This window comes from Variovorax sp., from assembly GCF_965279555.1.
Taxonomy (GTDB): Bacteria; Pseudomonadota; Gammaproteobacteria; order Burkholderiales; family Burkholderiaceae_C; genus Variovorax.
Genome location: NZ_OZ257247.1, coordinates 5,167,740 through 5,187,238 on the forward strand (window position 1 = coordinate 5,167,740; position 19,499 = coordinate 5,187,238).

The following is a 19,499-nucleotide window of genomic DNA, read 5'->3' on the forward strand; positions in this document are numbered from 1 at the left end:
GGACACCGCCATGAACGACGCCCCCACCACTCCACGCCCCGGCCGCTGGCTCTGGCTCGCCACCGTGAGCCTGGCGACCGTGGCCTTCGTCGCATTGAGCGTGCGCCCGCTGCATGCGCAGGAAGCGCCTGCCGGCCCGCGCCTGAAGACAGAGAGCCCGTATTTCTTCGTCAAGAGCGACGACCCCTCGGTCGACCGCCTGCCCCTGAAGGGCACGGAGGTGGCCGTGAAGATCTCTGGCGTGATCGCCGACGTGACGGTCACGCAGACCTATCGCAACGAAGGCCGGCGCGCCATCGAGGCCAAGTATGTTTTCCCCGGATCGACCAAGGCCGCGGTGAGCGGCCTCAACGTGCGGCTGGCCGACCGGCTCATCACCGCGCAGATCCGCGAGAAGCAGCAGGCGCAGATCGAATACGACACCGCCAAGAAAGAGGGCAAGACCGCCGCACTGCTGGAGCAGCACCTGCCCAACGTGTTCCAGATGAACGTCGCCAACATCATGCCGGGCGACGACGTGAAGGTGGAGCTGCGCTACACCGAACTGCTGGTGCCGCAGTCGGGCAACTACGAGTTCGTGTTTCCGACCGTGGTGGGCCCGCGCTACAACAGCCCGCAGTCGGCCAACGCACAGGCCAAGTGGGTGGCGCAGCCCACGCTCGCCGAAGGCGTGGCGAGCGGCACCAGCTTCAAGCTCAAGGCCAGCATCGACACGCCGATGGGCCTGAAGGAAATCCGCTCGACCACGCACGCCATCGACGTGAAGAAGAGCGACGAAGACAAGCACGCCGACGTCGTGCTCACCGCCGACGGCCGCCCCGCGGACAACCGCGACTTCGTGCTCGACTACCGCCTGGCCGGCGAGAAGATCGAATCGGGCCTGATGCTCTACAAGGGCCAGGGAGAGAACGCCGAGAACTTCTTCCTCGCGATGGTCGAGCCGCCCAAGGCCGTGGCCGCCAGCGCCATTTCGCCGCGCGACTACATCTTCGTGGTCGACATCTCGGGCTCGATGCACGGCTTTCCGCTCGACACCGCGAAGACGGTGCTCGAGCGCCTGATCGGCGGCCTGCGCCCGAGCGACACCTTCAACGTGCTGCTGTTTTCGGGCAGCAACAAGATGCTCTCGCCCAAGTCGGTGCCGGCCACGCGCGCCAACATCGAGCAGGCGCTGGCCACCATCCAGAACTACAGCGGCAGCGGCAGCACCGAGCTGATCCCGGCGCTCAAGCGCGTGTATGCCGAGCCGAAGGAAGACAAGGTGTCGCGCACCGTGGTGGTCGTGACCGATGGCTACGTGACGGTCGAGCGCGAAGCCTTCGATCTGGTGCGCAAGAACCTGTCGAAGGCCAACGTGTTCGCCTTCGGCATCGGATCGTCGGTGAACCGCAGCCTGATGGAAGGCATTGCGCGCGCCGGCATGGGCGAGCCGTTCATCATCACCGACCCGATCCAGGCGCCCGAGCAGGCGGCGCGTTTTCGTCGCATGGTCGAGTCGCCGGTGCTCACGAACGTGAAGGCCACCTTCGGCGGACTCGACGTGTACGACGTGGAACCGCAGGCCCTGCCTGACGTGCTCGGCGAACGCCCGGTGATCGTGTTCGGCAAGTGGCGCGCGGATTCGAGCGGACAGGCAAAGGGCCGCGTGATCATCGAAGGCCAGGGCGCAAGCGGCCCCTATCGCCAGGAAGTGCGCATCGACGAGCGCACCCGTCAGGACACGGCGGCGCTGCGCACGCTGTGGGCCCGCCACCGCATCCAGAGCCTGAGCGACCAGGAAACGCTGGAAGGCGGTACGGCCTTCAAGGACCGCATCACCGAGCTGGGCCTGAAGTACAGCCTGCTCACCCAGTACACGAGCTTCATTGCCGTCGACAAGGTGGTGCGCAACGTGGCGCCGCAGAACAGCGTGGACGTGAACCAGCCCTTGCCCCTTCCGCAAGGCGTGAGCGAGCTGGCGCTCGGCGCCGAGGTGCCGAGCACGCCCGAGCCCGAGACGCTGGGCGCCATCGCCGTCGTGCTGTCGATGCTCGCCATGCTGCGCCGCCGGGCCCGCCGCAACGACGCGCGCCGCTTCACTGCCTGAACGCCTGCATCACAAAGAAAGAAAAGAATGTCTCTGGCAGCACTTGCCCATCGCCACCCGCGCATCGTCGACTGGGGCATCTTCATCGACCGCGCGCCGGCCGCCGGCTGGCTCGGCCTGCAGTTCCTGGCGCTGATGCCGACCTGGGCCTGGATGGTCCAGCGCATGCGCGACGGCTCCGACGATCCGCTGGGCCTGCTGGCGCTGGTCGCACTGGCCGCGCTGACCTGGAACCGCCGGCGCGAGTTGCGTGCCTCGCCGCGGCTGGGCTGGCTCGTACTGGCGGGCGCGGGCACCGTGCTCGCGACCTTGCTGCGCACCGGACTCGGCGTGCTGCCCGCGCTGCCGCCGCTGGCCGCCGGGCTCGTGGCGGTGCTGGCGCTGGCCTGCGGGCTGCTGGCTTTCCTGCCGCGCAACGTGGGCAGGTTGCCGGTGGCGGGGCTCGCGGTGCTGGCGCTGCCTCTGCTGTCGTCGCTCCAGTTCTATGCGGGCTATCCGCTGCGGGTGGTCACTGCCGAGGCGAGCCGCTGGCTGCTTGCGCCGGGCTTCGACGTGATGCGCGAAGGCACCAGCCTGATGGTCGACGGCCGCCTCGTGATCGTCGACGCGCCCTGCTCCGGCGTGCAGATGGTCTGGCTCGGCTATTTCACCGCCTTTGCTGTCGCGCTGTGGGCGCGCCGCGGCGACCAGACCTTCCTGCGCCGCCTGCCGATGGTCGGGCTGCTGGTGCTGGCGGGGAACATCGTGCGCAACAGCGTGCTGATCGCTTTCGAAGGCGCCGGCCATCCGCTGGCGCCCTGGGCTCACAACACGCTGGGCCTGGCGGTGCTTGCCGTCGTGTGCGCCGCCATCGCCCGCCTGATGGTGCCGGAGCGCCATGTGCCCGAACTCGCCGAACAACCCATCCCGGGCCTGATCACCACCCAAGGAGGCCGCCATGTCGACACCGTTCTTTGAGCGCTGGCTCGCCAACCATTTCATCAACCGCATCGGCCACAAGTCGGCCTTCGCGCTGGCGATGCTGCTGTGCATGCTGTGGTCGGCCGGCGCGGCAATGCGTGCGCCGGCCGAGCCGGTGGCCCTGGCCGCGTCGCACGAATGGCCCAGCCAGTGGGACGGCGTGCCGCTGCGCCCGCTGGCGCTGAGTGACGTGGAACAGCGCTTCGTCGACAGCTTTCCGGGCGCCATCGGCCGCATGACCGACGGCACGCAGACCCTGGTGATGCGCGAGGTGAAGCAGCCCACGCGCATGCTGCACCCGGCGGCCGACTGTTACCGCGCGCTGGGCTATCGCATCGAGCAGGCCCGGCTGGAACGCGATGCGCAGGAGCGCTTGTGGCGCTGTTTTGTTGCGCAACGGCACGGCGCGCAAAAAATCCGTGTTTGCGAGCGCATCGTCGACGCCCGGGGCACGGCTTTCACAGACACTTCAAGCTGGTACTGGGCAGCGGCCAGCGGCCAATCGCATGGACCGTGGCAAGCTGTCACCGTGGCCAGACCGATCTGAGAAACGAGCCTGTGAAGAAGACCCTGCGAATTGTGCTTTTCAGCCTGATGGCCCTTGTCATCACGGCGTGTGTTGCTATCTTTTTGATAGTGAAGCTGGCGCTTGCGCCGGCCGCCGGCGAATGGAGCACCACGGTGAAGGCCGGTCCGCTGAATTTCGAGATCGGCGTGCCCACCGCAGTGCGCGTGGCCACGTCGCCGTGGTTCGCGCCCTACCTGGACGGGCGCTCGCTAGACACCCGCGCCGGCGCCGTGCGCTTCGCCTGGAAGCCCGCAGGCGAACTGCTCGAAATGCAATGCGCGCCCTGCAGCGCCGAGGTGCCGGCACTCGGCACCCAGCCGATCAAGGTCGAGCGGCTGGTGGCCACCGTCAAGCGCGACGGCAACACCCTCAACGGCACCTTCGAGGCCACGCCCGAGAGCACCGACACGACCCGGCTCCACGGCCGCTGGGAAGGCAAGCTCTCGCCAAAGAACCTGCAGCTCAGCGCCAACGTCGAAGATGCCCCCATCGCCCGCTGGTATGCGGTGCTGGTGCCCACGCTACCGGAGCTGCGCAGCGCGCGCATCGGCGGCACGCTGGCGCTGCACGGGCAACTGTTGCTGCCCGAGGCCACGTTCGCGGTGCAGCCGACCATCAGCCAGTTCACGGTCGAGGGGCTGGGCACCGAGGCCATGCTCAACGCGCGCACCAGTTGCGGCCCGTCGGCCAGGCTGGCCAACGACAGCTGGCTGGCGCGCGCGGTGGTCGCGGCCGAGGACCAGCGCTTCTTCACCCATGCCGGCTACGACCTGACCGAGATCCTCGCGTCGATCGACAACAACCAGAAGCCGGGCCAGGCCAAGCGCGGCGGCAGCACGCTCACGCAGCAGCTGGCCAAGCTGCTGGTGACGGGCAGCGACCGCACCGCCGAACGCAAGCTGCGCGAGATGCTCTACGCGGTCGAGATGGAGCAGACGCTGGGCAAGGCCCGCATCCTGCAGCTGTACCTCGACAACGCCCCGTGGGGCGGCAGCATCTGCGGCGCCGAGGCGGCGGCGCGGCGCTACTTCAAGCGCAGCGCGCGCACGCTGGAGCCGGCGCAGGCCGTGTGGCTCGCGGCCATGCTGCACAAGCCGCAGGCCGTGCTCGAGCAATGGCGGCGCGACGGCCACATCGACGCCGACCGCACCAAGTGGGTCGCCGAAAGCATCCGCGGCATCAGCCGGAACCAGCGCGAGGCCCTGCTCAAGGGCGTGACCGCGGCTAAGTTCACGGCGCCCGAGGCCGTCTCGCAATGAACCTCATGAATCCGATTTCAGAAGCCGACATCGAAGCCATCGAACGCGCCACCGTCTCGGCGGTGGCGCCCGACCTGACCGAAGAGCTCGACGGCTGGCTGCTGCCCTTTGCCGAGGGCACGGTCAATCGCGCCAAGTCCGCCGTGCCGCTGCACCGGGGCGCGGTCGATGCAGCCACCCTCGACCGCATAGAAGACCGCTTTGACAACCGACAGGCCGTGCCGCTGCTGCGCCTGGCCGACGCGGATTGTTTCGACGGCCTGCGCGCCGAACTGGAGCGGCGCCACTACGCCAGCGACAACCCGACGCTGGTGCAGCTCGGCTCGACCCCGCGGATGCTGCAGGTGGCCGAGGGCCGCGGTGCACCGGCCGATGTCGACACGACACCCGACGACGCCTGGGCGGCGCTGTTCCTCGGCGAAGGCTTCGATCCGGTGGATGGAGCGCATCGCGTGCGCACCCTCTCGCGCGCCAAGGGCACGCTGTTTGCCAGCGTGCGCGAAGGCGGCCGCACCCTGGCTGCCGGCGCAATGGCGTTCGGCCACGGCTGGTGCGGCGTGCACGGCATGCGCACCGACCAGGCGCAGCGCGGCCGGGGACTCGCGGGACGCGTGCTGGCCGGCCTGGCGCAGGCGGCCATGTCGCGCGGCTTCGAGCGGGTGTTCCTGCAGGTCGATGCGGCGAACCCGCCGGCGCTGGCGCTGTACAGGCGCGCGGGTTTCGAAACCCGCTGGCAGTACCGCTACTGGCGTGGCCACGATCCGCGCGCCGGATTTCAAGCCGCCGGCTGACAGCGCACGGGTGGCGCCACGGGCCCGTTAGTGCCACCATGGACGCATGAAGAACGCCAACCACCACGCCAACCACCCCACCGATCCCGTCGCCACGCCGCGCGGCATCGACCACATCGTGGCCGGTGTTTCCACCAGCGATGGCGACGGCGTGAAGCTCACCCGCGTGCTGCAGCAGCCGCTGCAGAAGCGGCTCGACCCCTACCTCATGCTCGACGCCTTCGGCAGCGACAACCCGGGCGACTACATCGGCGGCTTTCCCAACCATCCGCACCGCGGCTTCGAGACCGTGACGTACATGATCGCGGGCCGCATGCGCCACCGCGACAGCGCCGGCCACGAAGGCCTGCTCGAGAACGGCGGCGTGCAATGGATGACCGCCGGCCGCGGCCTCGTGCACAGCGAACTGCCCGAGCAGGAAGAAGGCCTGATGGAAGGCTTCCAGCTGTGGCTCAACCTGCCCGCCAAGGACAAGATGCGCGAGCCCTGGTATCGCGACATCCAGAATGAAGAGATTCCCGAATTCACCACCGCCGGCGGCGCACATGTGCGGGTGATCGCCGGTGCGAGCCACGGCATCGAAGGCGCGGTGCGCCGCGAGCACACCGAGCCGCTGTACCTCGACATCACGCTGCCGCCCGGCGCCGAATTCGCGCAGCCGCTGCCGGACGATCACAACGCACTGGTCTACGTGTTCCGCGAATCGCTGTGGATCGCCGGCAGCGAGATACCGACGCGCCGCATGGCCATCCTGGCGAACGACGCGGGCAGCGACGGCGTGGCGCTGCGCGCGGGCGCGACCAACCACAGCCCCGCGCGCGCCTTGCTGATTGCAGGGAAGCCGCTGCACGAGCCCATCGCGCAGTACGGCCCCTTCGTGATGAATACGCAGGAGCAGATCAAGCAGGCGGTGCACGACTTCCAGAACGGCAAGCTCGGCTGACCGGCGCCGGGCTGTGGTCGCCCACCCACCGAAAGACGGCATCCGGCGCGGGTGCTCTCCGGGCCGTGTTCACCATTCTTTACGCAAGCTCACGCCGGGCTAACGGTCGCGATACAGAGGTCTTCCACACTTCTTCTCACCTGCTGCCCATCGGTGGCGGGCTTCTTGAAAGGAAGCACTTCTCATGATTTCTCTTCGCCAACGCATCGTCTGGGCCAGCCTGCTGGGTTCGGCAGCCCTCGCCTCTTCGGGCGCCTTCGCTCAAGCGCCGGCCGCCCCCACCGCACCCAGTGCCGCGGTGGCCCAGGCCGACACCGCCGCAGCGCCCAAGGCGCAGCACAAGCGCATGGACCCCGCACAGCGCATGGAGCGCATGCAGGAGCGCCGTGCCAAGCGCCTCGCTGCCCTGAAGGAAAAGCTCAAGCTGAGCTCGGCCCAGGAAGGCGCATGGAGCGCGTTCACCACCGCGACGCAGCCGCCCGCCGGCCCGCGTCCGCACATGGACCGTGCCGAGTTCGCCAAGCTGACCACGCCGCAGCGCCTGGAGCGCATGCAGGCCCGCCAGGCCGAACGCAGCGCCATGTTCGCCAAGCGTGCCGACGCCACGAAGACCTTCTACGCCACGCTCTCGCCGGAGCAGCAGAAGACCTTCGACACCGAGACGGCGCACTTCGGCGGCCATCGCGGGCACCACGGCGGCCCTGACGGCCAACGCGGCCAGGCGCCCGCCAAGGGCTGATCCCGGCTTCATGGCGCCGTTGCCGGCGCCATCGACAAAAAGCCCGCGGCGCGAAAGCGCTGCGGGCTTTTTCATTGCACTGGCCCGAAGGCGGCCGTTACCTAGGTTACTTGGGCGTGCCGGTCTTGTCCGTCGGATTGGTCACGACATCCGGGCGCTCGCCCTTCTGGCCGAACTGCGGCTTGACCTTGCGGCCGGTCTGGCTGACCTCGGCGCGCGACATCTCGCCGGTCGGCTGCGGCATGGCGTTGGGCTGGTGGTTGACCGTGGTGCTCGCCTCACCCTTGGGCACCATGCTGTTGGCGTTGTTGCGGTTCTGCGCGCGGGCCTCGGCCTTCACCGATTCGCGCGAGGCAGGTATCGAGTTGTCAGGCCGCTGCGGCGGATTGGCTACGCCCGCCGGCGTCATGGTGCTGGCCTCGCCGCCGACCGAGGGGTTGGGCTGCGCGGGAATGGACGTGGCCTGCGCCTGGACCATGCTGGCGGCGCCCAGCAGGGCTGCGAGAACGGTGGCGTGGAAGATGGCTTGCTTCATGGTGTGTGCTCCTTGTGGCTTGTCTGTCTCTGTATCGGTGGATGAAACGAAGGGCCGTTGCCTCGAGCCCTGAAACCCACCGTAGGAGCCACCGGATTGGTGTTTTGTGGGGGTGCGGCAGGCGTGGCTGTAGGAGCCCGCCGCCCACGCGCGAAGGGGTCGCAAGAAGGTGGCGCGTTCCTACAGTCGGCGCGCGCGGGGCAACGTACAACCCGGTCAACGATGTCTTCTTCTCCCACCGAATCCGCGCCTGCCTCGCTGAAGGTCATGACCGTGAACACCCATAAGGGCTTCACGGCGCTCAACCGCAAGTTCATCCTGCCCGAGCTGCGCGATGCGGTGCGCACCGTGGGCGCGGACGTGGTGTTCCTGCAGGAAGTGCTGGGCACGCATTCGCGCCACTCGCGCAAGGTGAGCAACTGGCCCGAGGCGCCGCACTACGAATTCCTCGCCGACACCATGTGGCCGCAGTTCGCTTACGGGCGCAACGCGGTGTATCCCAAGGGGCACCACGGCAACGCGGTGCTCTCGAAATTTCCCATCGTGCATTTCCGCAACCACGACGTGTCGGTGAGCGGTCCCGAGAAGCGCGGCCTGCTGCATTGCGTGCTGCGCCTGCCGGCCCGCGTGGTCGACGTGCATGTGATCTGCGCGCATCTCGGCCTGGCCGAGGCGCACCGCCAGCAGCAGCTCGAGCTGCTTTGCCACATCGTGCGCGACGAGGTGCCTGCCGACGCGCCGCTGATCGTGGCAGGCGACTTCAACGACTGGCGCAGCCGCGCGCACGCCGTGCTCGAAAAAGGCGCTTCGCTGCGCGAGGTGTTCGTGCATGCGCACGGCCGCGCGGCGCGGACCTTTCCGGCGCGTTTTCCGATACTGCCGCTGGACCGCATCTACGTGCGCAACGCCGGCGTGCATGCGCCCGTGGTGCTGCCGCGCCGGCCCTGGTCGCACCTGTCGGACCATGCCCCGCTGGTGGCGGACATCGACCTTTGAGCACTACTGCCATGAACAACAACAACCATTGGACCGGCGGCAACCGCGTGGAGCTGCTCGAGAACGGCGAGGAATTCTTTCCGCGCGTGTTCGAGGCCATCCGGCAGGCGAAGCGCGAAGCCATCGTCGAGACCTTCATCCTGTTCGAGGACAAGGTCGGCCTGCAGCTGCACGCCGCCATGCGCGAGGCCGCGCTGCGCGGCGTGAAGGTCGACCTGATGATCGACGGCTTCGGCTCGCCCGACCTGACGCGCGAGTTCATCGAAGGCCTCACGTCGGCCGGCGTGAAGGTGCGCGTGTTCGACCCCGGACAGCGTTTCCTCGGCAAGCGGCTCAACGTGTTCCGCCGCATGCACCGCAAGATCGTGGTGATCGACGGCGAGCGCGCCTTCGTCGGCGGCATCAACTACTCGGCGGACCACCTGCTCGACTTCGGCCCCAAGGCCAAGCAGGACTACGCGGTCGAGCTGCACGGGCCGATCGTGGCGGAGATTCACCAGTTCGTGCTGCGCGCCATCGCGCTCGGCGGCAAGGGCGCGGGCTGGTTCCGCCGCCGGCTGCGGCAGGCGCCGGCTGCTGCTGCGCACGCGCGGGCCGGCGAGGCCGACGCGATGTTCGTCACGCGCGACAACCGCCGCCACACCAACGACATCGAGCAGCAGTACCGCGCCGCCATCCGTGCGGCGCGCGAGCGCATCGTGATCGCCAACGCGTATTTCTTTCCGGGCTACCGGCTCATCAAGGAACTGCGGCGCGCGGCGCGGCGCGGTGTAGACGTGCGGCTGATCTTGCAGGGCGAGCCCGACATGCCGATCGTCAAGACCGCCGCGAGCATGCTGTACCACCACCTGCTGCATGCGGGCGTGCGCATCTACGAGTACTGCGACCGCCCGCTGCACGGCAAGGTCGCGCTGATGGACGACAAGTGGAGCACCGTGGGTTCGAGCAACCTCGACCCGCTGAGCCTGTCGCTCAACCTCGAGTCGAACGTGATCGTGCGCGACCAGGCCTTCAACGGCGTGCTGTGGGAACGGCTGGACCATCTCATGCAGCACAGCTGCAAGAAGATCGACACTGCCGACCTCGCAAGCGAATGGAGCGGCTGGCGGCTGGTGCGAAGCTTCTTCGTCTTCCACATCCTGCGCTGGTATCCGGCGCTGCTGGGCAGGCTGCCGCGCCACGTGCCGCGCCTGACGCCGGCCGAAGCCATCGAGCTCGCCAGCCGCCGCGACACCGGCACCAGCCAGCCGACCGGCGGCGCGACGCAGACGGAAGCCGCCTGAGCCGCGGCCCGATACGCACATGAGCACCTTGGCCCTGTCCCGCCAGTCCTGGTGGCCCCGGGTCCGCCGCGTTGCGGCGTGGGGCTTCTTCGCGCTGATCGCATGGCTGCTGGTGAGGCAGGCGCGCACCATTGACTGGGACGACGTGCTCGACGCGATCCGCGCGCTGCCCGCCACCACGCTGCTCGCGGCCGGCGCGCTGGCGGCCTGCAGCTTCCTGCTCTACAGCACCTACGACCTGCTGGGCCGGCACCTCACGCGGCATCGGCTCGGCACCGGCACGGTGATGGGCGTGACCTTCATCAGCTACGCCTTCAATCTCAACCTGGGCTCGCTGGTGGGCGGCGTGGCATTCCGCTACCGGCTCTATTCGAGGCTGGGGCTGGGCAACGAGACCATCACGCGCGTGCTGGGCTTCAGCATGCTGACCAACTGGATCGGCTACCTGCTGGTGGCCGGCGTGGCCTTCTGCTTCTGGCCACTGGCGTTGCCGCCCGGCTGGAAGATCGGCAACGACGGGCTGCGCATGCTCGGCGCGGTGCTGCTGATGCTGGCGCTGTCCTACGTGCTGCTCTGCGCCTTTGCCAAGGGGCGTGTGTGGCGCGTGCGCGGGCATGCGTTCAGGACGCCTGGGCTCGCGATGGCGCTGCTGCAGCTGGCGATGTCGTGCGCCAACTGGTCGCTGATCGGCGGCGTGATCTGGTTCCTGCTGCAGGGCGCGGTCGGCTATCCGCATGTGCTGGCGGTGCTGCTGGTGGCGGCGGTGGCCGGCGTGGTCACGCATGTGCCGGCGGGGCTCGGCGTGCTCGAGGCGGTGTTCGTGGCGCTGCTGGCACACCAGGTGCCGGAGGCCACGTTGCTCGGCGCATTACTGGCCTACCGAGGCCTGTATTACCTGCTGCCGCTGACGGCGGCGACGCTGGCTTACCTGGCCACGGAGGTGCGTGCCAGGCGGCTGCGCGCGATGTCGCGCAAGACTGAGTTCTCTGGAAACGGAATATGAAAACCGTGTGCTTAATTTGCACATCGAAAAGCGGGACTTGATCGACAAAAATTACCGATCTGTATTTGTTGCACTGCAGCAATTTCTGCCCGTGAGGCCTATAGTGGCCTGACCTCCTCCAAGCGTCCTCTCGCGCACACCCCACCATGTCGTCGTCTCTCACCTCCGCTCCCGGTCTGGTTCATCCGCTCATGCAGTGGTTCGACCTGGCGTTCAAGACCAACGAGATGCTGCTGTCCTCCGGCTCCGTGATCCGCATGCGTACCGAACGCATCGCCAAGGCGGGGCTTGCGCCCAGCGCGGCCGATCTCGCGGAATTTCAGCTCATGGGCCATGAAAAGCTCGCCGCCGCGAGCGAGTCTGGCATCGCGATGGTGAAGCAGTGGCACAGCAGCCATCTCTCGCTGGCCAACCGTGTGCTGCAGCAGTGGGTGCAGAGCACCACCGCGTTCTTCTCGCTGGCCGGCAGCGTCACGCCGGCACAGGCGGCGGCGCACGGCGATGCGCTGGTGCAGTCGGCCGCCGGCACGGTGAGCGCGGCGAGCCAGCTGTCCGACATGGCGGTGCACATCGCACGCGAAGGCCTGGAGCCGATTCGCGCGGCCGCCACGTCGAACGCCCGGCGCCTGGCCGAGCTCGAATCCAGCCCCGATTGATCGAAGCCGCTCAGGCGGCCGCAGGCACCAGCGTCAGCAGCGTGATCTCGGAGGGCGCGCCAAAGCGCTTCGGCGGGCCCCAGTAGCCGGTGCCCCGGCTCACATAGACCCACATGTCGTGCAGGCGGTGCAGGCCCGCCGTAAAAGGCTGCTGCATCGGCACGAAAAAATTCCACGGAAAGAACTGCCCGCCGTGCGTGTGGCCCGACAGCTGCAGCTGGTAGCCGGCCGCTGCAGCCAGCGGCGCACTGCGCGGCTGGTGCGCCAGCAGCACACGGGTGTGCACCAGCGGCGGCGCGTCGTGCAGCGCCAGGTGCGGGTCGCTGGCATGGGCCGCGTCGAAATGCCCGGCGGTGAAGTCGGTCACGCCGGCCAGCACCAGCGCGCTTTCGAACAGCTCTTCATCGGTCTGGGCGCCGCGCACATTGCGCGTTTGCAGCACCACATGCTCGTTCAGCAGCACCTTCAGGCCCAGGCGGCGCAGCTCGGCGATCCAGGCATGCGCGCCCGCGTAGTACTCGTGGTTGCCCGTGACCACGAAAGTGCCGTGCCGCGCACGCAGCCCGGCCAGCGGCGCGATGTGCTCGCGCAGTTCCGGCACGCTGCCGTCCACCAGGTCGCCGGTGATGGCGATGGTGTCGGCGCCCAGCCGGTTCACCGCGTCGACGATGCGCTGGATGTACCCGCTCTTGATCGTCGGCCCGACATGGATGTCGCTGAGCTGCGCGATCGTGAAGCCCTCGAGCGCCTGCGGCAGCCCGCGGATCGGCACGTCGACACGCTTCACGCTGGCCGTGCGCCGCGCATTCAGAAAACCGACCGCCGACGTGGCCGTGGCCACGGCGAGCACCGCCAGCGCGGTCCATGGGCGCAGCGTGTTCCATTGCACCTGCACGCCGCCCAATGCGCCGGCCAGCCACGTGAGCAGCAGGCCCGCGTCGCGCGCCAGCGTCAGCACGAACATCGAGGAGAACCAGCCCATGCTGATCAGCCCGATCCACTTGATCGCCTCGCCCATCGACGCGTTGCGCTCGATGCGGCGCGACAGGAAAGGCAGCGGAATCGTGACCGCCGAGACCACCAGCGCAAGCAGCGCCAGCGGCCATGCGGGCGTGAGCACGGCGAGCGCGGGCAGCAGGCGCAGCGCGATGTAGGCATGGAGCAGCGCGGTCAGCGCGCTCAGGGGACGGATCGGCATCGGGGCAATGGGGTCGGGCATTGCCCGGGATACACCACCTGCAAGGCGCATGCCGCGCATTCAAGTCGCCCAAGGGCGCCGCAAACGCTATTTTTCTATAGCGAGAGGCGCCCGGATAGCGGGCGTTGTGACCCAACCGGAGCCAGGAAACCTGCGCCGGCGGCATGCGGTGCCGGCGCCCGTTTTCACCCGTTATTGCACCGTGCGCGTGCCGGCCGAAGCCATGTCGGTGCCCGCCGGCCAGACGAAGGTGGCCTTGGCGGACGCACCCTGCGGCACGCGCAGCTGCTGCTTCAGGACCTGGCTGCCGATGCGGGCCTCGACTTCGTAGTTGCCCGGGTCGAGCCGGGCCACCATGAACGGGCCGCCCGACACCACGTCGTCCAGCAGGGCCACGCCGCTGCTGTCGCGCACGGTAACGTGCACGTTGGCGGCGAACTCGGCGCCCTTGTGGTCCTTGATCGCGAACTCGAAACTGGCGGGCCAGCGCGGCAGCACGGTTTCCATCAACTGCGCTTCGTCACTGCCGATGCCGCCGCTCATGTACTCGATGCCGTGCGTCATGTAGATCGGCGGGTTCACCGCGGCCTGCGCCGACGAGAACGCGCCGAGCAGAACGGCGCCGCACAGCATCGCGGCCGCCACGGGCCGCATGCGCGATGAAAAGCGGGAGGTCATGGTCTGGATCCTTTCCTGTTCGTAGTGGCGAGAAACCACAGCGCCACTGTGCGGGGCGCGACTTAGGAAAGGCTGACCGAAGCGCGCGCCGTCATGCGGCGCGCATCTTTTCTCAGCGGGTCGCCGAGGCGGTCTGCGCCAGCGCCTGCGGCAGCGGCGGCGCGACCGAGGCCATGTCGAAGTTCGACGGCCACACGAACGACGCACGCGCCGGCACGCCGGCAATCACCACCAGCGACTGTGTCAGCGTCAGGCCGCCCAGCGTCACGTTCACGTCATAGGCGCCGGGATTCAGGCGCGCGAGCATGTACGGCGCCTGGGAATCCACGGTCATCACCGCCTGGCCGGTGTACTTCTGGCGCACTTCGACATGTGCCTTGGCAGGGAAGCCGGGCTGCTGCGCACCCTTGCCGTCGCTCACGCCGAACGCGATGGTCGCGGCCCAGCGGGGCGACACCATTTCCATGAAGGCCGCCTCATCCCGGGCGGCGCCGCCGCTCATGTATTCGATGCCCTGCGCCACCTGGATGGGTGGGTTCGAGAACGCGTGGGCCGTAGTGAAGGCCCCGAGGAATGCTGCTGTGCCGCCCAAAACCAGCGCGGCCAGTGGCCGGCGGAGACGCGTAGGGTTCATTGCTGTGTGGTCCTCGATCTTGCGTGACGTGAAATCCGACGAGGATTTTGCTTAGCAAGAGTCGGGCTAGATATAGCGTTTACGAGGAACGATCCTCGGATTGAATGTGAATGCTATTGTTTTCATAGCTGGTGACGCCCGTGTGACGGCCATGTAAGCCACATTTGCTGACAGACCTCACGCAAACCCTGATGCGGCCGTTTCCGGGATGCTTTGCCGCCGAAGTCCCCCAGGGTGCATGGGGCAGGTCTACGGCGGTGCGTCGAGGCCGGAGATACTGCGGTCCCATGAAGCCCGACGACGACTACGACCTGATGCGCGAACGCCGCGAGGCGATGACCGCGTGGGAGCAGGGCCTGCGACCGAAGCCGGAGCGTCATTGGGCGCTGTGGCTGGCGTTGGCCGTGGTGGCGGTGTATCTGTTCTATATGGGTGCGGAGTGGCTGCTGGCGCAGCAACGGGCGCCGAAGCAATCCGCCGGGCCGATGGCGGCACCGCCCAGCATCGCGCCGCCCGCGCAGGAGGTCCGGCGCGCGCCCTCCCCGCCCGTGGACTCCCCTGGAGCGAGCGGCCCCGACAGCTTCGAGGTGACCAAGTGCCTGACCCCGTCAGGCAAGGCCGCCTACTCCGACGGCCCGTGTCCCGAAGGCTCGCGCGCCACGACGGTCCGCCTGCGGCGCGACGTGAACATCGCCGACGGCATGAGCCCGGAAGCGCGCGAGGCTTCGATCCGCGACAACGCGGCCGTCGCCGCGAAACAGCATCAATACGAAAGGCAAGTCGCGCAGAACGTGGCGAACGAAATGGCCGAATGCAGCGGCCTTGCCGAACACATCAACTGGATCGATGCGATTGCTCGGCAGCCGCAAGGCGCGTACTCGCAGGATTGGCTGCGGGACGAGCGCAAGCGCACGCGGGACCGGCAGTTCAGGCTGGGGTGTCCCCAGCAGCGCTGAGGTTCAGCAAAACGCGGCGCGATAGCTCACCGGATCGAGTTGACAGTGTTGTTCCAGGTTGCCGACCAGATCGAACATCTTCGGCGCCTTGCGGAATTCGAAGAGCCGATAGAGATGGAACTGGGTTCTCTCGTGCTTGGAGAGCGCCAACTCGCGCTGGGAGACGAAAAACGGCGTATCGCTGCCGAAGCTCGTTGTCTTGACCTCGATATACCGTTCGCGGCCGTCGGTGTCGAAAGACAGCACGTCGTACCCCAGGCCGTCGCCCTTGGAACTGGAGACGCGATCGATACGTTCCGCAAGTTGCTTCTGTCCGAATTGCGACAGACGCCAAGCTTACACGTCGATATTCGCCGCCCGCAGCGCGTTCTGCTCGATGAACTCCCGGCGTGGCTCCACTTCGTCGCCCATCAGCATCGTGAACACGCGGTCGGCCTCGATCGCGTCGTCGATCTGCACGCGCAGCAGGCGGCGCACGGCGGGGTCCATGGTGGTTTCCCACAGCTGCTCGGGGTTCATCTCGCCCAGGCCCTTGTAGCGCTGGCGCGAGGTGGCGCGTTCGGCTTCGCTGATCAGCCACTTCATGGCCTGGCGGAAGTCGTCGACCTTTTCTTCCTTGGCGCGCTCGCCCTCGCCGCGCTTCACCAGCGCGCCTTCGGGGCTCAGCAGGCCGCGGAAGGTGTTGGCGGCTTCGGCCAGCGCGGCGTAGTCGGCGCCGTGCACGAAGTCCTGCGTGATCACGCTGCTCTTGATGTTGCCGTGGTGGCGGCGGCTGATGCGCAGCAGTGGCTTGTCGGTGCGGGCGTCGAACTCGTTGCTCACCTCGGCCGGCACGCCGGTCGTGTTGAGCTCGCGCAGCTTGGCCTGCAGCGCCACGGCCGATGCCTCGGCGGCGGGCGTGGTGTCGAGGTCGAGCGCCACGCCGTCGGCGATGGCGCGCAACGCCTCGGCGTCCATGAAGTTGCGCAGGCGCGCGATGACGGCCTCGGCCACCTGGTGCTTGCGCGCCAGTTCGGCCAGGGTGTCGCCGCTGAGCGTGGTCGAGCTGGCACCGCCGGTCTCGATGCGCGCGTCTTTCAGCGCCACCTTGAGCAGGAAGGCGTCGAGCGCGGGGCCGTCCTTCAGGTACTGCTCTTCCTTGCCGACCTTGACCTTGTACAGCGGCGGCTGCGCGATGTAGATGTGGCCGCGCTCGACCAGCTCGGGCATCTGCCGGTAGAAGAACGTGAGCAGCAGCGTGCGGATGTGGGCGCCGTCGACGTCGGCGTCGGTCATGATGATGATGCGGTGGTAGCGCAGCTTGGCGACGTTGAAGTCGTCCGCGCCGCCGCCCGCCGTGGTCGCGCCGGCGCGGCCGATGCCGGTGCCCAGCGCGGTGATCATCGTGAGAATTTCGTTGCTGGTGAGCAGCTTCTCGTAGCGTGCCTTCTCGACGTTCAGGATCTTGCCGCGCAGCGGCAGGATGGCCTGGAACTTCCGGTCGCGGCCCTGCTTGGCGGAGCCGCCGGCGGAGTCACCCTCCACCAGGTAGACCTCGCACAGCGCCGGATCCTTTTCCTGGCAGTCGGCCAGCTTGCCGGGCAGGCCCATGCCGTCGAGCACGCCCTTGCGGCGCGTCATTTCGCGGGCCTTGCGGGCGGCTTCGCGGGCGCGGGCGGCCTCGACGATCTTGCCGCAGATGATCTTGGCGTCGTTCGGGCGTTCCTGCAGGTAGTCGGTCAGCAGCTTGCCGACGATGTCTTCCACCGGCGCGCGCACTTCGCTGGACACCAGCTTGTCCTTGGTCTGGCTCGAGAACTTGGGCTCTGGCACCTTCACGCTCAGCACGCAGCACAGGCCTTCGCGCATGTCGTCGCCGGTGACTTCGACCTTCGCCTTCTTGGCGAACTCGTTCTCTTCGATGTATTTGTTGATGACGCGGGTCATCGCGGCGCGCAGGCCGGTCAGGTGGGTGCCGCCGTCACGCTGCGGGATGTTGTTGGTGAAGCAGAGAACCTGCTCGTTGTAGCCGCTGTTCCACTGCATCGCCACTTCGACGCCGATGTGCGTGCCGGGAATGCCGCCGTAGGTGTCGGCCGGGCGCTCGCCTTCGGCGTAGAACGAGTTCGGGTGCAGGACGGTCTTGCCTTTGTTGATGAACTCCACGAAGCCGCGCACGCCGCCGGCGCCGGAGAAGTCGTCTTCCTTGCCGGTGCGCTCGTCCTTCAGGCGGATGCGCACGCCGTTGTTCAGGAAGCTCAGTTCGCGCAGGCGCTTGGAGAGGATTTCATAGTGGAAATCGTTGTTCTCCTTGAAGATCTGCGTGTCGGGCAGGAAGTGCACCTCGGTGCCGCGCTTGTCGGTGTCGCCGATGATCTTCATGGGCGAGACTTCGACGCCGTTCACCGTCTCGAGCAGGCGGTTCTGCACGAAGCCGCGGCTGAATTCGAGCTCGTGGATCTTGCCTTCGCGGCGCACGACCAGGCGCAGCATCACGCTCAGCGCGTTCACGCAGCTCACGCCCACGCCGTGCAGGCCGCCCGACACCTTGTAGCTGTTCTGGTTGAACTTGCCGCCGGCGTGCAACTCGGTCAGCGCGATTTCGGCGGCCGAGCGCTTGGGCTCGTGCTTGTCGTCCATCTTCACGCCGGTCGGAATGCCGCGGCCGTTGTCGGTAACGGAGATCGAGTTGTCGGAATGGATGGTCACGACGATGTCGTCGCAGTGGCCGGCCAGTGCTTCGTCGATGGAGTTGTCCACCACTTCGAACACCAGGTGATGCAGGCCGGTGCCGTCGGAGGTGTCGCCGATGTACATGCCGGGGCGCTTGCGCACGGCCTCGAGCCCTTCGAGGATCGTGATCGAGCCTTCACCGTAGCTGGTGTCGGCGGGGATGTCCTCCGGCGGCACGACCTGGACTTCAGGGGTGTAGACGGGCTCGGTGTGCGGCACTTCGGGCTTGTTTTCTTCAGCACTCATTCGGATATTCCTCTGTCTCTCACGGCATTCACGTGATTTTTCGGGCTCTCAAAAGCTCAATTCGCCGCCTCTTGAAAGCGCAAACCCGCGGGGGGCCGCGGGCTGTGTGCGCAAGGCGCTTCGGGGTCTGTCTGCTAGATACGCATCGGCATCACGACGTATTTGAAGGATGCGTTCTCGGGGATGGTCAGCAAGGCCGAACTGTTGGAGTCGGCCAGGTCCAGCTTGACCATGTCCTGGTCCATGTTCGACAGCGCGTCGATCAGGTAGGTCACGTTGAAGCCGATTTCGATGGTGTCGCCACCGTAGTCGATGTCGAGTTCGTCCTGGGCTTCTTCCTGCTCGGCATTGTTCGATGCGATGCGCAGGGTACCGGGCTCGATGTTCAGGCGCACGCCCTTGAACTTCTCGCTGGTCAGGATGGCGGTGCGCTGCAGGCTGGCCAGGAGCGGCGCGCGGCCCAGGGTGACGGTGTTCTTGTGGTTCTTGGGAATCACGCGGTTGTAGTCGGGGAACTTGCCCTCGACCAGCTTGGTGACGAACTCCATGCCGCCGAAGCTGAACTTGGCCTGGTTGTTCGCGAACTGCATCTCGATGGCGCCTTCGGCGTCGGACAGCAGACGCTGCATTTCCAGCACGGTCTTGCGCGGAAGAATGACTTCCTGGCGCGGCACTTCGACGTCGAGCGTGGCCGACGAGAACGCCAGGCGGTGGCCGTCGGTGGCTACCAGGCTCAGCTGCTTGCCTTCGGCGACGAACAGGATGCCGTTGAGGTAATAGCGGATGTCGTGCACGGCCATCGCGAACGAGACCTGCGAGAGCAGGTCCTTCAGCGTCTTCTGCGGCACGCTGAACACGGGGCCGAAATTGGCTGCTTCCTGCACCAGCGGGAAGTCTTCGGCGGGCAGCGACTGCAGCGTGAAGCGGCTCTTGCCGCCCTTGAGCACCAGCTTGCTCGCGCTCGATTCGAGGCTCACGGTCTGGTCGGCAGGCATGGTACGCAGGATGTCGATCAGCTTGCGCGCGCCGATGGTGGTGGTGAAGTTGCCTTCGTCGCCGCCGAGCTCGGCGGTGGTGCGGATCTGGATTTCGAGGTCGCTGGTGGTCAGCTGCAGCTGGCCGCCGGTCTTGCGGATCAGCACGTTCGCCAGGATCGGCAAGGTGTGACGCCGTTCGACGATGCCCGCCACCGACTGCAGCGCGGCGAGGACTTTGTCTTGGTTTGCCTTCAAAACGATCATGTCTTCTTCCTCTTC

19 protein-coding genes are annotated in these 19,499 nt (G+C 67.4%); 12 read left to right on the forward strand and 7 right to left on the reverse strand.

Going from position 1 to position 19,499, the window contains the following annotated elements:
• The first annotated feature begins 10 nt into the window (after positions 1-10).
• From ACQY8B_RS24185 to ACQY8B_RS24215, 7 genes are all read left to right on the forward strand, one after another.
• On the forward strand, positions 11-2,086 hold the full coding sequence (locus ACQY8B_RS24185) for a VIT and vWA domain-containing protein (RefSeq protein WP_422089036.1): 2,076 nt from the start codon (positions 11-13) through the stop codon (positions 2,084-2,086).
• Positions 2,087-2,113: 27 nt separating this feature from the next.
• Entirely contained in the window at positions 2,114-3,043 is a 930-nt protein-coding gene (xrtQ, locus tag ACQY8B_RS24190) for an exosortase Q (protein ID WP_422089037.1), read from the forward strand.
• On the forward strand, positions 3,024-3,593 hold the full coding sequence (locus ACQY8B_RS24195) for a hypothetical protein (protein ID WP_422089038.1): 570 nt from the start codon (positions 3,024-3,026) through the stop codon (positions 3,591-3,593). Before xrtQ ends, ACQY8B_RS24195 begins: the two co-directional genes overlap by 20 nt.
• An 89-nt stretch (positions 3,594-3,682) precedes the next feature.
• Positions 3,683-4,873 (forward strand): biosynthetic peptidoglycan transglycosylase, encoded by a 1,191-nt coding sequence (locus ACQY8B_RS24200; RefSeq protein WP_422089039.1) that lies wholly within the window; start codon positions 3,683-3,685, stop codon positions 4,871-4,873.
• A 5-nt stretch (positions 4,874-4,878) separates the two neighbouring features.
• Positions 4,879-5,664 carry a GNAT family N-acetyltransferase gene (locus ACQY8B_RS24205; protein WP_422089040.1) on the forward strand — a complete coding sequence of 262 codons (786 nt, stop codon included), beginning with the start codon at positions 4,879-4,881 and terminating at the stop codon, positions 5,662-5,664.
• Positions 5,665-5,710: 46 nt separating this feature from the next.
• Entirely contained in the window at positions 5,711-6,607 is an 897-nt protein-coding gene (locus ACQY8B_RS24210; protein ID WP_422089041.1) for a pirin family protein, read from the forward strand.
• Between the two features lie 184 nt (positions 6,608-6,791).
• Positions 6,792-7,346 carry a Spy/CpxP family protein refolding chaperone gene (locus ACQY8B_RS24215; protein ID WP_422089042.1) on the forward strand — a complete coding sequence of 185 codons (555 nt, stop codon included), beginning with the start codon at positions 6,792-6,794 and terminating at the stop codon, positions 7,344-7,346.
• Positions 7,347-7,452: 106 nt separating this feature from the next.
• Here ACQY8B_RS24215 and ACQY8B_RS24220 read toward each other — a convergent pair whose 3' ends face one another.
• Complete coding sequence (locus ACQY8B_RS24220; protein ID WP_422089043.1) at positions 7,453-7,881, reverse strand: serine/threonine protein kinase; 429 nt, start codon at positions 7,879-7,881, stop codon at positions 7,453-7,455.
• A gap of 222 nt (positions 7,882-8,103) precedes the next feature.
• Here ACQY8B_RS24220 and ACQY8B_RS24225 point away from each other — a divergent pair, with 222 nt between their 5' ends.
• The 4 genes from ACQY8B_RS24225 (at position 8,104) to ACQY8B_RS24240 (ending at position 11,819) form a co-directional block, all read left to right on the forward strand.
• Positions 8,104-8,877 (forward strand): endonuclease/exonuclease/phosphatase family protein, encoded by a 774-nt coding sequence (locus ACQY8B_RS24225; protein ID WP_422084259.1) that lies wholly within the window; start codon positions 8,104-8,106, stop codon positions 8,875-8,877.
• An 11-nt stretch (positions 8,878-8,888) separates the two neighbouring features.
• The gene (clsB, locus tag ACQY8B_RS24230) at positions 8,889-10,160 is read left to right on the forward strand and encodes a cardiolipin synthase ClsB (RefSeq protein ID WP_422084260.1); all 1,272 of its coding nucleotides are present in this window, start codon (positions 8,889-8,891) and stop codon (positions 10,158-10,160) included.
• 19 nt (positions 10,161-10,179) lie between these two features.
• Positions 10,180-11,163: a lysylphosphatidylglycerol synthase domain-containing protein gene (locus tag ACQY8B_RS24235; RefSeq protein ID WP_422084261.1), complete on the forward strand. Its 984-nt coding sequence runs from the start codon at positions 10,180-10,182 to the stop codon at positions 11,161-11,163.
• A gap of 146 nt (positions 11,164-11,309) precedes the next feature.
• Positions 11,310-11,819: a polyhydroxyalkanoate granule-associated phasin gene (locus ACQY8B_RS24240; RefSeq protein WP_422084262.1), complete on the forward strand. Its 510-nt coding sequence runs from the start codon at positions 11,310-11,312 to the stop codon at positions 11,817-11,819.
• Positions 11,820-11,829: 10 nt separating this feature from the next.
• Here the strand turns inward: ACQY8B_RS24240 and ACQY8B_RS24245 are convergent, their stop codons facing one another.
• The 3 genes from ACQY8B_RS24245 to ACQY8B_RS24255 all read right to left on the reverse strand — a co-directional run bounded on the left by ACQY8B_RS24245 (position 11,830) and on the right by ACQY8B_RS24255 (position 14,329).
• The gene (locus ACQY8B_RS24245) at positions 11,830-13,077 is read right to left on the reverse strand and encodes a metallophosphoesterase (RefSeq protein ID WP_422084263.1); all 1,248 of its coding nucleotides are present in this window, start codon (positions 13,075-13,077) and stop codon (positions 11,830-11,832) included.
• A 132-nt stretch (positions 13,078-13,209) separates the two neighbouring features.
• Positions 13,210-13,695 carry a hypothetical protein gene (locus ACQY8B_RS24250; protein WP_422084264.1) on the reverse strand — a complete coding sequence of 162 codons (486 nt, stop codon included), beginning with the start codon at positions 13,693-13,695 and terminating at the stop codon, positions 13,210-13,212.
• A gap of 112 nt (positions 13,696-13,807) precedes the next feature.
• On the reverse strand, positions 13,808-14,329 hold the full coding sequence (locus ACQY8B_RS24255; protein ID WP_422084265.1) for a hypothetical protein: 522 nt from the start codon (positions 14,327-14,329) through the stop codon (positions 13,808-13,810).
• 287 nt (positions 14,330-14,616) lie between these two features.
• Between ACQY8B_RS24255 and ACQY8B_RS24260 the strand changes: the two genes are divergently transcribed.
• Positions 14,617-15,285: a hypothetical protein gene (locus ACQY8B_RS24260; RefSeq protein ID WP_422084266.1), complete on the forward strand. Its 669-nt coding sequence runs from the start codon at positions 14,617-14,619 to the stop codon at positions 15,283-15,285.
• 3 nt (positions 15,286-15,288) lie between these two features.
• On the opposite strand, the gene ACQY8B_RS24265 is transcribed toward ACQY8B_RS24260, so the two are convergent.
• The 3 genes from ACQY8B_RS24265 to dnaN form a co-directional block, all read right to left on the reverse strand.
• Positions 15,289-15,531, reverse strand: coding sequence for a DUF3883 domain-containing protein (locus ACQY8B_RS24265; protein WP_422084267.1), 243 nt, complete (start codon positions 15,529-15,531; stop codon positions 15,289-15,291).
• 90 nt (positions 15,532-15,621) lie between these two features.
• Positions 15,622-18,243, reverse strand: a complete 2,622-nt coding sequence (gyrB, locus tag ACQY8B_RS24270) for a DNA topoisomerase (ATP-hydrolyzing) subunit B (protein ID WP_106936289.1) — start codon at positions 18,241-18,243, stop codon at positions 15,622-15,624.
• 134 nt (positions 18,244-18,377) lie between these two features.
• Positions 18,378-19,484 (reverse strand): DNA polymerase III subunit beta, encoded by a 1,107-nt coding sequence (gene dnaN, locus ACQY8B_RS24275; protein WP_081269781.1) that lies wholly within the window; start codon positions 19,482-19,484, stop codon positions 18,378-18,380.
• Positions 19,485-19,499 lie beyond the last annotated feature (15 nt).